Consider the following 13,251-nt stretch of genomic DNA (forward strand, 5'->3'; position numbering starts at 1 on the left):
TTTTCTTTTGTTAGGCGCGAACGAGACGTTCGTAGCTTTCGGCGATATCACGTGCGAGCGCACCGACTTCGAAGGTATATTCGCCGATTTGGCCAACAGGCGTGACCTCTGCCGCTGTGCCGGTCAGCCAGCATTGTTCAAACCCTTCAAGCTCTTCGGGCATGATGTGGCGTTCATGAACGGTGATGCCTTTTTCTTTGAGCATCTGAATCACAGTTTGGCGGGTTAGGCCGTTTAGAAAACAGTCTGCAAGCGGTGTATGTACTTCGCCATCTTTTACGAAGAACATATTCGCACCCGTCGCTTCTGCAACGTAACCGCGATAATCATACATCATCGCGTCAGAACAACCTTTGGCCTCAGCCGCATGTTTGGACATAGTGCAAATCATGTAAAGACCAGCCGCTTTCGCAGCCGACGGAATGGTTTCCGGAGATGGGCGTTTCCATTTTGAAATGTCGAGCTTTGCACCCTTCATTTTAGCGTCGCCGTAATAGGCACCCCATTCCCATGCAGCAATCGCCAAACGAACTGGGTTGCGCGCAGAGGCAACACCCATATCTTCGCCAGCGCCACGCCATGCTACCGCACGAACGTATGCATCGGTCAAATTGTTGGCCTTAAGCACTTCGTATTTTGCGGCTTCGATTTCTTCGACAGAATAAGGAATTTCAAAGTCGATCAATTCAGCAGACTTGATCAAACGCTCTGAATGCTGCACAGATTTAAAAATCTTACCGTTGTAAGCGCGCTCACCTTCAAAGACGGAAGATGCGTAGTGCAGTGCATGGGTCATGATGTGGACATTTGCATCGCGCCATTCGATGAGCTTGCCGTCCATCCAGATTTTGCCGTCGCGGTCGTCGTAACCCGCCATTGGTATTTTCCTTATTCAAATGCCGAAAATTCGGTCTCGTTTTCATTTGTTGCGCAACATAGGTCCGGTGCGGACATAAAATTACACAGAAACTGGTATTTGTTACGAATTGATTCTTGGAAAGTCAACAAGACTGACATAAAATCTAATCAACGAAATATAATGTGATCGAGGGGGCCATGGCAGAAAACGGTATGTCCAGCAGCGTTGGAGGCGAGGCGCGGCTGTTTCTCACGGATGATCAGTTGCGTAAAGGGATTGAGGCGATGTTCTTTGCCTATCGCGGATTTACTGCTGATCCCGATCGCATTTTAACAAATTATGCTTATGGACGGGCGCATCACCGCGCGATTCACTTTATTAAACAAGCACCGGGCACATCGGTAAATAATCTACTGTCCATTCTTGGCGTAACTAAACAGTCGCTTAACCGGGTTTTGCGAACGTTGATCGAAGACGGTTTGGTCGAAAGTCGGGTGGGCACTAAGGATAAGCGTGAACGGCATCTTTTTTTAACGGATAGCGGTGTAACGTTAGAGGCGGAATTGTCAGACGCCCAACGCAATCGGATGCGCGCCGCTTATCGCGAAGCTGGGCCGGAGGCGGTAGCGGGCTTCCGACAGGTTCTTGAGGCAATGATGGATCCTGAACTACGACGTCATTACAAACCCAATAAGGAGGGCACATCATGATCGCACCTGTGGAAGCCCATATTCTGATTGTAGATGATGATGAACGCATTCGTAGCCTTTTACAAAAATTTCTCATTCGCCATGGTTTTTGGGTGAGTGTCGCGCGCGATGCGGCACATGCGCGTAAAATTCTGGCAGGTCTGGAATTTGACTTGATTGTGATGGACGTCATGATGCCCGGTGATAATGGATTTGAATTAACACGCGAACTTCGCGCGACAATGGAAACTCCGATTCTGTTGCTGACGGCAAAGGGCGAAACTGAAGACAGGATCGTTGGGCTCGAGGCGGGTGCTGATGATTACATCGCAAAGCCGTTTGAACCAAAAGAACTGCTGTTGCGGATCAATGCGATATTGCGGCGTGCACCTGCGCCAGTGTCTGTTGAGGCCGGGCCGAAATTTCTAAGCCTTGGTGCAGTACGCTATGATCTTGAACGGGGCGAGCTGCGCATGGGTGATGAAATCGTGCGATTAACGGCAACTGAAAGCCAGTTGATGAAAATCTTTTCTGCACAGATTGGCGAACCGGTCAGTCGTGGCCAATTGGTCGAAGATTTGGGGCGCGATGGTGGGCAAGCCCAAGAACGTGCCGTTGATGTGCAAATCACCCGTCTACGACGCAAGATTGAGAATGATCCAAAACGCCCACGTTATTTGCAGACGGTGCGTGGCTCTGGTTACATGCTGACTGGGGATTAATCGCGATCGAAACAAATCGAAGGAAGAGTGCCAGACCATTCGGAAACCGAAACCGCGTTGACTGATAAATCAAATGGCACGGGTCTGGCCTCTTGGCCAAAGGATACAACGCCAGATCCAGTTAGATAATTAATGTCGCACATACCGATGTTTTCAAGGTCAAGCGTATCATAGTAGCTATAGGTTAATCCGGCGACCCGAAAGGCGTTGCGGCGGTAGGCGATTGTAACCACCTGTTCCCACCGATCCCGACCAACAGCGATGTTTTGGGAAATGACCTCGAGTGACCCACTCTGGTTGATTGACAGCGACGGTTTGGTGCCAAACATCGCACCCATCCATGCGAACTCTTTTACATAGATGGGATTATTCGGTGCCTCACGCGCATCACCTAAATAGATCAGTAAAGCTGCCGCGCCACCATTGTCGAGCTCATCCAGCAGAAGCGCGGTGTCCACAATCCCATCACCCGAAATGTCGGCCTCCAATCTGCCAACCACCTGATAGTCTTCGAACTGGTAGGTTTGGGAAAACAACAGAGAAGGAAGGCAGGATAGTACGGCAGCGGCATAGTACGTTTTCATGACAAATTCTCATCTGATGAATTCAAAAGCAGACAGGTTTGAAGCTAACTATACGATCAAACCACGATAGCTCCTAGCCCATCAAAATGGATAGTGTTGGTTGCAAAGGGATGAATGGAGCTTACTTGTTCTCGTGTACCAGGTTTGGAGTGATGTATTGGGTAGGTTCGTACGGCTGCTGATTGCGGTGTTTTTCTTAGCGCCTATTACAGCAATGGCGCAGCAAGATGAGATCGCTGTAGATCTCGTCGAATGTGTAAATTTAGCCAACGGGCACTCCATTCAATTGAACGAGGCAGCTTGGGAATTATCACAAGCAAATCTGGATTTGGTATATGATCAATATTTAGAAGGTGGGTATTATTTTGTACGAGGAAGGCCGCTTGGTTGGCATGGCACTTGAGGGGCGTTTGTCGACCTTTCTACAGACGCGTGGCGTGCATTCGAAACGCGCAAAAAAGATGATGCGCTGACGATTGTCGGGGCGAGCTTTGTGCCCGAAGAAGTTGTGAACGCCTTTAAGGAGTGTGGCGTCGAATGGGGTGGATACTGGACTGAAGACTATCCGCTGATTGAAGCCACTGGGGAAGTCATGGAAACTGAACCTCAGGTCGTTGCCCCATGGTTGGTGGAAGAAGTTCCAGTATATAATCCCCTTGATGTGAGCGCAAATGAGTGATGGCCATGCCGCCGTTGGTTCATGTCTGAACGGCGACGGGCTTCTTTAATCTGATCCGGAGCCATTGTCATTTGAACCAAAGCTTCCTGCTTCGGGGTTTCCGCCTCCGGATTTGATGCCTAATCTTAGAAATACAAACCTCAGCGCAGCCAATATAGTTGATACGAAAACAATCATAAATACGAGTTGCGAGGTGGTGAGTGCGTTCACTTTTTCGATAAATTCAAACATTTCGAGCCCCAACATATTTTTTGCAATAGCTTTGCTTAGCTTAACATTGGGGCGTCAATTGGGCGGTTTTGCTGTTGAGTGTTGACCTAGATTTGTTCGTTATCCCCATCGGGTGCCCTTGTTTCGTGGTCGGGATTGGCGTAGCCATCGGCTATGACAACTGCATATTTTTCTCACGCTGATTGCGATTTACACATCACCCCTCCGGGGCATCCGGAACAGGTTGCACGTTTGGAATTTATTCGAATGGCGTTGAGTGATGCGCGGTTCGATGGGTTGTTGCGCAAAGACGCACCAATCTGTGATCCAAGCGATATTTTGCGATGCCATCCACAAAGCTATGTTTCGCGTGTCAAGCAGGCCATTCCCAACGAGGGTTGGAATGCGCTGGATGGTGATACGAATGTGACCGTTGGGTCATGGGATGCCGCAACGCGAGGCGTTGGCGCGAATGTGGCAGCTGTTGATCTGGTTATGTCCAGTGAGGTCAAAAATGCCTTTGTTGGGTGTCGGCCTCCGGGACATCACGCGGAACGTGAAATTGCGATGGGGTTCTGTTTGTTTGGGAATGTCGCGATTGCGGCAAAACACACATTGGATCATCATGGCTTGAGCCGTGTCGCAGTCATAGATTTTGATGTGCACCACGGCAATGGAACGCAGGACCTGTTGTGGGACGAAGATCGCGTATTGTTTGCATCGACCCATCAGATGCCGTTGTATCCGGGGAGCGGGGCCGCGCATGAAACCGGGGCGCATGAAAACGTGTTAAATGTGCCCTTAGCGGCCAATTCTGGTTCGCATGAAATGCGCCGTGCTTATGCTGATGTTATTCTTCCGGCTGTGAAGGCTTTTGCGCCGGAATTGATTCTCGTTTCAGCCGGATTTGATGCGCATCGGATGGATCCTTTGGCCAACCTAAACTGGACAACCGAAGACTTCCGCTGGCTGACGGCGCAAATTTGCGATGTTGCTGAAGAATGTTGCGATGGACGGGTGGTCTCTACCTTGGAAGGTGGATATGATCTTAACGCATTGGCGGCCTCAGTTGCGGCCCACGTCGACGTATTGATGGAGCGCTAAAGATGAGCGAAAAAGCAGTAGAAGAAATGAGCTTTGAAGAAGCCATGGCAGCCCTTGAGGGCGTGGTTGGGCAGCTTGAGCGTGGCGATGTGCCATTGGATCAATCCATCACGCTTTATGAACGCGGCGCTGAGTTGAAAAAGCGGTGCGAAGCCAAGTTGAAAGAAGCCGAAGAAAAGGTGCACGCGATTACGTTGGGCGAAGGCGGGCAGCCAACCGGGACCAAGCCGGTCGAGGGACTGTAATCCATTATGTTTAAGGCACAGTTGGCGGCAGATGGCGCACGCGTTCAGGCTTGCCTTACGCAGGCACTTGGGGATTTGGCAGATCAGCCAGTGAACCACGCAATGCGCTACACGGTAAAAGGCGGCAAAGGTTTGCGCGGGTTTCTCGTAATGGAAAGCGCGCGGGTGTTTGATGTGCCTGAGACGCAGTCGGTTTATGCTGCGGCTGCGGTTGAGGCGCTTCATGCGTATTCACTGGTCCATGATGATCTACCCTGTATGGACGACGATGATTTGCGCCGCGGCCAACCAACAGTTCATGTGAAGTGGGACGATGCCACCGCTGTGTTGGCGGGTGACGCGCTGCAAACGTTGTGTTTTGAATTGCTTGCACGCGAAGAAATCGGCCCCGCAGATCGGCGTATGGCGTTGGTTTCTTCGATGGCACAAGCGGCAGGTGCACGCGGTATGGTGCTGGGCCAAGCCCAAGATATTGCTGCGGAAACTGCGGATCGGCCTTTGAACCTTGACGAGATCACTGAATTGCAAGCCAACAAAACGGGCGCGCTGATTTGTTGGTCTGCGCAGGCTGGGGCATTGATCGCAGGGGCTGATACAACCCATTTGCGACACTATGCAACGGCGCTTGGGCTTGCTTTTCAGATCGCAGATGACATCATGGATGTTGAGGGTGATGCTGAAAAGGCCGGTAAGCGTTTGCAAAAAGACGAAGATGCGGGCAAAGCGACCTTTGTGTCATTGTTAGGCTTAGATGCCGCGAAACAGCGCGCAAAGGCGTTGGCATCTGAAGCAGAAGATGCGCTTGCGCCCTATGGTAACAAAGCAGATCGCTTGCGGGAAGCCGCACGCTTCGTTATTGCCCGAGACAGCTAAGGTTCCCGATAGGGAAGGATCGCCAGTATGAGTGACAAACCAAAAACCCCAACGCTTGATCGCGTTCACCTTCCCGCTGATCTAAAGGGAATGACAGATGCCGAATTAAAACGCGTCGCTGATGAATTACGCGCTGAAACCATCAGCGCTGTTTCGGAAACTGGCGGCCATTTGGGGGCGGGGCTTGGTGTGGTGGAATTGACGGTGGCATTGCACGCCGTTTTTGACACGCCAAAGGACCGTTTGATTTGGGATGTAGGTCACCAGTGTTATCCGCACAAAATTTTGACCGGCCGCCGCGAGCGCATTCGTTCCTTACGGATGAAAGATGGTTTATCCGGTTTCACTAAACGTACTGAAAGCGCGTTTGACCCATTTGGCGCTGGGCATTCTTCGACCTCGATCTCTGCTGCGTTGGGCTTTGCCGTTGCACGCGATTTGGGGGGCGCACCCGAACACGGATTGGGCGATGCGATTGCTGTGATTGGCGATGGTGCCATAAGCGCGGGCATGGCCTATGAGGCGATGAACAACGCGGGACATTTAAAAAAACGTCTGTTTGTTATTTTGAATGACAATGAAATGTCGATCGCCCCGCCTGTGGGGGCAATGTCAGCCTATCTGTCATCTCTCTATGCTGGTGAACCATTCCAGGAATTGAAATCGGCGGCAAAAGGGGCCGTCAGCCTGTTGCCAAGCCCATTCCAAGAAGGTGCGCGCCGGGCCAAAGAAATGCTCAAGGGTATGACCGTTGGCGGGACATTGTTCGAAGAGCTGGGTTTTTCTTACGTTGGTCCGATTGATGGCCACGATCTTGATCAAATGTTGCCGCTTCTCCGCACGATAAAGGCGCGCGCGACAGGTCCAATGCTCATCCATGTCACGACGAAAAAAGGCAAAGGATATGCCCCGGCTGAAAACGCGCGGGATCGCGGACATGCGACAGCGAAATTCGATGTTTTGACGGGCAAACAAAAGAAAACGCCGTCAAATGCCCCGAGTTACACAAAGGTCTTTGCCGAAACACTCTTAAACTTGGCTGCTGAAGACGATAAAATTTGTGCGGTGACAGCGGCGATGCCCGACGGAACGGGGCTTGATAAGTTTTTAGAACGTTATCCAAGTCGCTGCTTTGATGTCGCGATTGCAGAACAACATGGGGTAACATTTTCGGCGGCTTTGGCTGCTGGCGGGCTAAAGCCATTCTGCGCGATGTATTCGACGTTTTTGCAGCGCGGGTATGATCAGATTGTTCATGATGTGGCGGTGCAGGGCTTGCCTGTTCGTTTCGCCATTGATCGCGCGGGGTTGGTTGGGGCAGATGGTGCGACCCATGCGGGTGCATTTGACACAGCCTATTTAGCGAACTTGCCTGGCTTTGTGGTGATGGCCGCAGCTGATGAAGCCGACCTGGCCCGTATGGTGGTAACTGCCGCAGGACACGATAGTGGTCCGATTGCGTTTAGATATCCACGCGGCGAAGGTGTCGGTGTTGATATCCCTGAACAGCCGGAGCCATTGGAAATCGGTAAAGGCCGGATTATTTCGGAAGGTAAACGTGTTGCGATTTTATCATTTGGGACGCGTCTAGGTGCTGTTCAGAAGGCGGCGGAATCTTTGGCTGCCAAAGGACTAACGCCGACCATTGCAGATGCGCGATTTGCCAAGCCTTTGGATAAATCCATGATCCTTGATCTCGCGGCAAACCACGAAGCATTGATAACGATCGAAGAGGGTGCTGTTGGTGGTTTCGGGAGCCATGTCCTTCAATTGCTAAGCGATGAAGGCGCGTTAGATCATGGCCTTAAGGTGCGCTCAATGGTGCTTCGGGATGCCTTTATTGATCATGGCGGTGCTGAAGACATGTATGCGGATGCGGGATTGTCCCCCGAATGCATCGAAGCCAAAGTGTTAGAGGTACTCGGTATAACGGACATCGCCAGCCGTCGTGCCTAACAAGGCGTGATTAGGCGCCTTGTTCTATTTTCAATAGTGCCTGCAATCCAGTTTTATAGTCGGGGTATTGCAATTGTACCCCGAGTTCATCTTTGATCCGATCATTACGCACTTTTTTACTTTCGGCATAAAAACTACGGGCCATTGGCGTCATATCTGCGGTTTCAAAATCCTGAGCAGGCGGAAGAGGCAAGCCTAACAACTCTGCCGCGTAGGCGATGACGTCTTCTGGTGGAGCGGCATCATTGTCGCAGACATTGTAGATAGTACCGGGGTTTGGTTTTGCAATTGAGGCGGTTAAAACCTGTGCGATGTCTTCAACGTGAATACGGGAAAATACTTGGTTCTTTTTTATGATCCGACGGGCTGTTCCAGCACGTACTTTTGCAAAAGGGCCACGACCAGGCCCATAAATGCCGGCCAACCGAAATATATGAAGCGGTAACCCCGTTTCTTTCGCCAATGTTTGCCATGCAGCTTCTGCCTCTAACCGCAGTTGACCCCGTTTCGTTGACGGGACAAGAGGGGTCATTTCATCAACCCAGCCGCCTTGGTGATCACCGTAGACCCCTGTGGTGGATAGATAGCCAATCCATTTTAGGTTCGGGGCACGTTTTGCAATTTGTGTGCGCCAATCATTGAGTACTGGATCGCCAGCCTCGTTTGGAGCTGCGGACACTAATATATGTGTGGCCGAGGCAATATCTTCCGACAAATCGGAACCGGGCCAAAGGCGGGGTGTTATGTCATGTGCCGCGAGCGGGTTTTGTTTTTCCTGCGCGCGGGTCGTGCCGATGATGTGCCAGTCTGAACGGGGCAACCGGCTGGCAAGCGCGCGAGCGCTGTAACCGTGCCCAAAGGATAGAAAAGTATGTGTCATAGTGCAGTCATGGCGTGAATTGTGCCTGACAACAAGGCCGGCATTGCCTGTGATTACGCGAAAGGGTTGCAGCTATTCCCAATCCGAAGGTTTTATCGAAGAAAAAACCTGAGAAAACCGGTGCGCCGGAGGCGTTCAATTTTGTTACACTGCGGCGGAGTTTTAGAAAACACTGGTGTTTTTTGCAGTTGGGCGGTAGATGCTGCCGACTGACGCAAACGCTTTTGCCGGAGATATTCCCGTGACGACTGATATTATGACCAGCCTGCGCCAAGATTGGCTGGGCAATATTCGTGCTGATTTACTTGCTGGGCTTGTTGTGGCTCTGGCCCTGATCCCAGAGGCTATCGCCTTTTCCATTATTGCCGGTGTTGATCCAAAGGTCGGGCTTTATGCTTCGTTCTCTATCGCCGTGATCACAGCGATCGTAGGCGGGCGTCCGGGTATGATTTCGGCGGCGACTGCTGCGACTGCGGTTTTGATGATCACTTTGGTCAAAGATCACGGGTTACAATATCTATTAGCAGCGACCGTCTTAGCGGGTTTGCTGCAAATCCTGGCTGGGCTCTTTAAGCTTGGAAACGTGATGCGATTTGTGTCCAAATCGGTGATGACCGGGTTCGTAAATGCCTTGGCTATCCTCATTTTCTTAGCCCAATTGCCAGAACTTGATATGGGCACAGAGGGTGTCACGCTCTTGACCTATATTATGGTCGCGGGTGGTCTAGGGATCATCTATCTCTTCCCTTATGTCACAACAGCAATCCCGTCTCCTTTGGTGACGATTGTTGTTTTAACGGCTTTGGCGCTGTTCTTCGGGCTAGATGTGCGTACTGTGGGCGATATGGGGGCACTGCCTGATACGTTGCCTATCTTTCTGATCCCAGAAATTCCGCTTAACCTTGAAACGCTTAAAATTATCTTCCCCGTTTCTGCGGCTATCGCGGTTGTTGGCCTTTTAGAAAGCCTGATGACAGCAAAACTGGTTGATGACCTGACAGACACGAAATCTGATAAAAACCGTGAATGCATCGGCCAAGGTGTGGCCAATACTGCAACGGGCTTCATTGGTGGTATGGCGGGCTGTGCGATGATTGGCCAGTCAATGATCAACGTAAAATCCGGCGGACGTGGGCGGTTGTCCTGCTTTGCAGCCGGAGTGTTTTTGTTGTTCTTGATCGTTGTCTTGGGGGATTGGGTTGCACGCATTCCGATGCCAGCATTGGTCGCAATTATGATCATGGTGTCTGTTGGGACATTCAGCTGGTCCTCTCTTAAGGATCTCCGTGAACATCCTGGGGCGTCGTCCATCGTGATGGTTGCAACCGTTGTTGTGACCGTATTCAGCCATAACTTAGCGCTTGGCGTTTTGACCGGTGTCTTGCTTTCCGGAATCTTCTTTGCATGGAAAATCGCTGCTGTGTTTCGGGTTACATCTGAGGCGAGTGATGGCGGCCGTGCGCGCGCGTATGTGGTCGAAGGGCAGCTGTTCTTTGCAACGGCGCCCGACCTAGCTGATGCGTTTGATTTTGGCGAAGTGCTGGAACGTGTGACAATTGACGTCAGCCGTGCGCATATTTGGGATATTTCATCTGTTGCCGCATTGGATATGGTGGTGTTGAAATTCCGCCGTGAAGGTGCGGATGTCGAAATCATCGGCATGAATGAGGCCAGCGAAACCTTGATGGGTCGCTTAGCCGAGCATGATAAGCCGGGCGCGCTTGAGCGTCTAATGGGGCATTAAGGGGATAGGATATGTCAAAGATCATCGCACTGGTTGACGGATCAGCCTATTCAGAAAGCGTTTGTGACTACGCCGCTTGGGTGGCTAAGCGCAAAGGGTCTTCGGTTGAAATCCTTCATGTTTTAGGGCGTGAAGAGGCGGCCAAAAGTAACCTATCTGGAAACATCGGGTTGGGTGCGCGCACCAAACTCATGGAAGAGTTAGCCGATCTTGATGCGCAAAAAGCAAAGCTTGCCCAGCACCGGGGTCGCGCAATTCTAGAAGACGCCGAGGCGCGTGTGCGTGCCGATGGCATTGAAAACGTAACCACGCGGCTGCGTCACGGCGACATTGCCGAAGAAGCGTTGGAAGCTGAAAAAGGCGCTGATCTGGTGGTTGTCGGGAAACGAGGCGAATCTGCTGACTTTTCTAAAATGCACCTTGGATCGAATTTGGAGCGCGTCGTGCGTGCTTCGAAAATTCCGGTCTTGGTGGCGAGCCGTGCCTTTCACGAACCAAAGAATTTTTTGATCGCCTACGATGGCGGCAAAAGCGCGATAAAGGCTGTTGCGCATGTTGAGAAAAGTGATGTGTTTGCTGGATTGACTGCCAAGCTGCTGACAGTAAGTGAGGCCAATGCCCAAAGCAAACGGGCGCTTGAAGGTGCCACCGCAACGCTAGAGGCAGAAGGCTACACAGTCGAAGCAGAGTTTGCTGTAGGGGACGCAGACGATGTGATTGCGGAGAAATCTAAATCCGGTGACGTTGATATGCTGGTGATGGGGGCCTATGGGCATTCCCGTATTCGCAACTTGATTATTGGGTCGACAACAACAGAAATGATCCGGTCCTGCCCGGTGCCAGTTCTTCTGTTTCGGTAACCCTGTTTGCTCTGGTAAATCATAGATGAGAATGGAAGAGTGGCTGCATGACATTCACTCTTTCAAATCGTACGGCGCGATGGCTTTGGCTGGACAGCCAGGGGTTGTCAGAAACGCCAACTGGATCGCTTGATCTACTTGATATGATTACGCGTCTTGGGTTTGTGCAGCTTGATACAATTCAGGTTTTGGCCCGGGCGCACCATCATATTCTCTGGAGCCGCAATCAGAACTATAGCGAACCCATGCTCAATGACTTGATGCGCCGGGAACGCGGGATATTTGAACATTATACCCACGATGCATCAGTTATTCCGATGGCATTTCTACCCTATTGGGATCGCCAGTTTCGCCGGAAAAAGGCCTATTTTGATAAGGCTAAGTGGTTTCGAACAATGTTAGATGCATCTGGGCGGCAGGCGATCAAAGATCGTATTGCCGTTGAAGGCCCGCTTTCGACCTATGCGTTTGACAGCAAAGTCACTGGGGAAAAGAAGATGTGGGCCCGCCCGCCGCATAAACTCGCGTTGGATTATATGTGGTATTGTGGTGATTTGGCGACTTGTCATCGTGACGGCATTACAAAAATCTATGACTTGGGTGAGAATGTTTTTCCGCATGATTTACGTATCCAACACGTGCCGGATGAAGCCCAAATCGATTGGCTGTGTGATAATGCGTTAGATCGGCTGGGCTTTGGGAGTTTGGGGGATGTTCAGCGGTTTTGGGAGGCCACGGATGCCCGTGAGGTTAAGGCCTGGGGTGGGCGTCGGGAACTGGTTCAAGCGACATTGGACACGGCGGATGGCCAAGCTGTGGATGTAGTGGCTGTTTCTGATCTAGAAAAGCGCATTGAAGACGTCCCGCAGCCTACCTCTCGGTTACGCATTGTTAATCCGTTTGATCCTGTTGTTCGGGATCGCAATCGCCTAAAAGCGCTTTTTGGGTTCGATTACCGTATCGAAATATTCGTTCCCGCGGTTAAACGAAAATGGGGATACTATGTCTATCCCCTGCTGGAAGGGGACCGTTTTGTTGGACGGATCGAGGCAAAGGCAGATCGCAAAGCTGGCACGATCACAATTATCAACCTCTGGGCCGAGGCAGGCGTGAAATGGACCAAGGCCCGACAGGGAAAATTAGAGGCAGAACTGAGTCGCATGGGGCGTTTCACAGGGTGCCGCGATTTAGTGTGGGCTTGCAAGCCGCCGATAGCCTGCTGAAATTAAATGAAAAATAAAACGATGCCGCAGGTGCGAAAAAACCGTTGCATTGAACGATTGAATCCGCAAATCTACCTGTATCAAGGTGCCACCTTCGGGTGGAGAATTGGGAAGCTGGTGAAACTCCGGCACTGCCCCCGCAACGGTAAAGACGGGTAAGGCATAGCAAAGCCACTGAGGAAATTCGGGAAGGCGCTGTGTTGGTCAATTTGGCCCTGTCTAAGTCCGGAAACCAGCCTTGGTGAACGTCAATATTCACCTGTCGCGGGGTCGCGACCAAGGACGGAGAGAACTATGCAGTTCAACAAATTGGTAGACGGATTGTGCAATGCGCCAAGTGAAGGTGCGGAACTAAACGCGCGTATGGCGTTGATGGAATGGGTGCTTACCCTTCCTCAAGGGACGGATACACGCGCCGAAGCCCGAGTCGCATTAAAGCGTTGTGCCGATGGCGTACAAAGCAAAGCGTTAGTTTTGTTCGAAAAGATGCTGCGGGAAATTGCCGAAACACCCACGATTACACCTATACGACGCGGCGGTGCGCGTAAGAAACGGCATTTGCACTGAGCTTATTGAACAATAAAAAGGGTTGGGGCGTAATTGCGCCCCAATGCGTCATAAGA

15 protein-coding genes, 1 pseudogene and 1 riboswitch are annotated in these 13,251 nt (G+C 51.3%); of the genes and pseudogenes, 12 read left to right on the forward strand and 4 right to left on the reverse strand.

Going from position 1 to position 13,251, the window contains the following annotated elements:
* Nucleotides 1-10: 10 nt before the first annotated feature.
* Nucleotides 11-877 (reverse strand): branched-chain amino acid aminotransferase, encoded by an 867-nt coding sequence (locus G9C99_RS10090; RefSeq protein WP_166417365.1) that lies wholly within the window; start codon nucleotides 875-877, stop codon nucleotides 11-13.
* Between the two features lie 194 nt (nucleotides 878-1,071).
* On the opposite strand from G9C99_RS10090, the gene G9C99_RS10095 reads away from it, so the two are divergent.
* Both G9C99_RS10095 and G9C99_RS10100 read left to right on the forward strand, forming a co-directional pair.
* Entirely contained in the window at nucleotides 1,072-1,569 is a 498-nt protein-coding gene (locus tag G9C99_RS10095; protein WP_166417639.1) for a MarR family winged helix-turn-helix transcriptional regulator, read from the forward strand.
* Nucleotides 1,566-2,270: a response regulator gene (locus tag G9C99_RS10100; protein ID WP_168713288.1), complete on the forward strand. Its 705-nt coding sequence runs from the start codon at nucleotides 1,566-1,568 to the stop codon at nucleotides 2,268-2,270. The genes G9C99_RS10095 and G9C99_RS10100 overlap by 4 nt, the downstream gene beginning before the upstream one ends.
* On the opposite strand, the gene G9C99_RS10105 is transcribed toward G9C99_RS10100, so the two are convergent.
* A complete protein-coding gene (locus tag G9C99_RS10105; protein ID WP_166417366.1) occupies nucleotides 2,267-2,854 on the reverse strand; it encodes a hypothetical protein in 588 nt (195 codons plus the stop codon). The two genes, G9C99_RS10100 and G9C99_RS10105, sit on opposite strands and share 4 nt — an antisense overlap.
* A gap of 157 nt (nucleotides 2,855-3,011) precedes the next feature.
* Between G9C99_RS10105 and G9C99_RS10110 the strand changes: the two genes are divergently transcribed.
* Nucleotides 3,012-3,257, forward strand: a complete 246-nt coding sequence (locus G9C99_RS10110) for a hypothetical protein (RefSeq protein ID WP_166417367.1) — start codon at nucleotides 3,012-3,014, stop codon at nucleotides 3,255-3,257.
* A gap of 39 nt (nucleotides 3,258-3,296) precedes the next feature.
* A pseudogene (locus G9C99_RS10115) lies at nucleotides 3,297-3,533 on the forward strand (M15 family metallopeptidase); the annotation flags it as partial.
* 45 nt (nucleotides 3,534-3,578) lie between these two features.
* Here the strand turns inward: G9C99_RS10115 and G9C99_RS10120 are convergent.
* Nucleotides 3,579-3,764: a hypothetical protein gene (locus G9C99_RS10120; protein WP_166417368.1), complete on the reverse strand. Its 186-nt coding sequence runs from the start codon at nucleotides 3,762-3,764 to the stop codon at nucleotides 3,579-3,581.
* Between the two features lie 153 nt (nucleotides 3,765-3,917).
* On the opposite strand from G9C99_RS10120, the gene G9C99_RS10125 reads away from it, so the two are divergent.
* The 4 genes from G9C99_RS10125 to dxs are packed head-to-tail and all read left to right on the forward strand — an operon-like array spanning nucleotide 3,918 to nucleotide 7,921.
* On the forward strand, nucleotides 3,918-4,847 hold the full coding sequence (locus tag G9C99_RS10125) for a histone deacetylase family protein (protein WP_166417369.1): 930 nt from the start codon (nucleotides 3,918-3,920) through the stop codon (nucleotides 4,845-4,847).
* A 2-nt stretch (nucleotides 4,848-4,849) separates the two neighbouring features.
* Nucleotides 4,850-5,092: an exodeoxyribonuclease VII small subunit gene (locus G9C99_RS10130; protein ID WP_166417370.1), complete on the forward strand. Its 243-nt coding sequence runs from the start codon at nucleotides 4,850-4,852 to the stop codon at nucleotides 5,090-5,092.
* Between the two features lie 6 nt (nucleotides 5,093-5,098).
* Entirely contained in the window at nucleotides 5,099-5,965 is an 867-nt protein-coding gene (locus G9C99_RS10135; RefSeq protein ID WP_166417371.1) for a polyprenyl synthetase family protein, read from the forward strand.
* A gap of 27 nt (nucleotides 5,966-5,992) precedes the next feature.
* The gene (gene dxs, locus G9C99_RS10140) at nucleotides 5,993-7,921 is read left to right on the forward strand and encodes a 1-deoxy-D-xylulose-5-phosphate synthase (RefSeq protein ID WP_166417372.1); all 1,929 of its coding nucleotides are present in this window, start codon (nucleotides 5,993-5,995) and stop codon (nucleotides 7,919-7,921) included.
* A gap of 10 nt (nucleotides 7,922-7,931) precedes the next feature.
* Here the strand turns inward: dxs and G9C99_RS10145 are convergent, their stop codons facing one another.
* Nucleotides 7,932-8,801 (reverse strand): SDR family oxidoreductase, encoded by an 870-nt coding sequence (locus G9C99_RS10145; protein ID WP_166417373.1) that lies wholly within the window; start codon nucleotides 8,799-8,801, stop codon nucleotides 7,932-7,934.
* A 256-nt stretch (nucleotides 8,802-9,057) separates the two neighbouring features.
* Between G9C99_RS10145 and G9C99_RS10150 the strand changes: the two genes are divergently transcribed.
* From G9C99_RS10150 to G9C99_RS10165, 4 genes are all read left to right on the forward strand, one after another.
* Nucleotides 9,058-10,545, forward strand: a complete 1,488-nt coding sequence (locus tag G9C99_RS10150) for a SulP family inorganic anion transporter (protein WP_166417642.1) — start codon at nucleotides 9,058-9,060, stop codon at nucleotides 10,543-10,545.
* 11 nt (nucleotides 10,546-10,556) lie between these two features.
* Entirely contained in the window at nucleotides 10,557-11,405 is an 849-nt protein-coding gene (locus tag G9C99_RS10155; RefSeq protein WP_166417374.1) for a universal stress protein, read from the forward strand.
* 47 nt (nucleotides 11,406-11,452) lie between these two features.
* Nucleotides 11,453-12,628, forward strand: a complete 1,176-nt coding sequence (locus G9C99_RS10160; protein WP_166417375.1) for a winged helix-turn-helix domain-containing protein — start codon at nucleotides 11,453-11,455, stop codon at nucleotides 12,626-12,628.
* Between the two features lie 66 nt (nucleotides 12,629-12,694).
* Nucleotides 12,695-12,883, forward strand: a riboswitch (cobalamin riboswitch).
* Nucleotides 12,884-12,922: 39 nt separating this feature from the next.
* A complete protein-coding gene (locus tag G9C99_RS10165) occupies nucleotides 12,923-13,195 on the forward strand; it encodes a hypothetical protein (protein WP_166417376.1) in 273 nt (90 codons plus the stop codon).
* Nucleotides 13,196-13,251: the final 56 nt, after the last annotated feature.

It is taken from the genome of Cochlodiniinecator piscidefendens (assembly GCF_011326755.1).
In the GTDB taxonomy this organism is placed as follows: Bacteria; Pseudomonadota; Alphaproteobacteria; order Rhodobacterales; family Rhodobacteraceae; genus Cochlodiniinecator; species Cochlodiniinecator piscidefendens.

Bases quoted from the DNA above. Each gene is read 5' to 3' on its own strand.
- G9C99_RS10090 (WP_166417365.1), bottom strand. From the start codon at position 877: ATGGCGGGTTACGACGACCGCGACGGCAAAATCTGGATGGACGGCAAG.
- G9C99_RS10095 (WP_166417639.1), top strand. From the start codon at position 1,072: ATGTCCAGCAGCGTTGGAGGCGAGGCGCGGCTGTTTCTCACGGATGAT.
- G9C99_RS10100 (WP_168713288.1), top strand. From the start codon at position 1,566: ATGATCGCACCTGTGGAAGCCCATATTCTGATTGTAGATGATGATGAA.
- G9C99_RS10105 (WP_166417366.1), bottom strand. From the start codon at position 2,854: ATGAAAACGTACTATGCCGCTGCCGTACTATCCTGCCTTCCTTCTCTG.
- G9C99_RS10120 (WP_166417368.1), bottom strand. From the start codon at position 3,764: ATGTTTGAATTTATCGAAAAAGTGAACGCACTCACCACCTCGCAACTC.
- G9C99_RS10125 (WP_166417369.1), top strand. From the start codon at position 3,918: ATGACAACTGCATATTTTTCTCACGCTGATTGCGATTTACACATCACC.
- G9C99_RS10130 (WP_166417370.1), top strand. From the start codon at position 4,850: ATGAGCGAAAAAGCAGTAGAAGAAATGAGCTTTGAAGAAGCCATGGCA.
- G9C99_RS10135 (WP_166417371.1), top strand. From the start codon at position 5,099: ATGTTTAAGGCACAGTTGGCGGCAGATGGCGCACGCGTTCAGGCTTGC.
- dxs (WP_166417372.1), top strand. From the start codon at position 5,993: ATGAGTGACAAACCAAAAACCCCAACGCTTGATCGCGTTCACCTTCCC.
- G9C99_RS10145 (WP_166417373.1), bottom strand. From the start codon at position 8,801: ATGACACATACTTTTCTATCCTTTGGGCACGGTTACAGCGCTCGCGCG.
- G9C99_RS10150 (WP_166417642.1), top strand. From the start codon at position 9,058: ATGACCAGCCTGCGCCAAGATTGGCTGGGCAATATTCGTGCTGATTTA.
- G9C99_RS10155 (WP_166417374.1), top strand. From the start codon at position 10,557: ATGTCAAAGATCATCGCACTGGTTGACGGATCAGCCTATTCAGAAAGC.
- G9C99_RS10160 (WP_166417375.1), top strand. From the start codon at position 11,453: ATGACATTCACTCTTTCAAATCGTACGGCGCGATGGCTTTGGCTGGAC.
- G9C99_RS10165 (WP_166417376.1), top strand. From the start codon at position 12,923: ATGCAGTTCAACAAATTGGTAGACGGATTGTGCAATGCGCCAAGTGAA.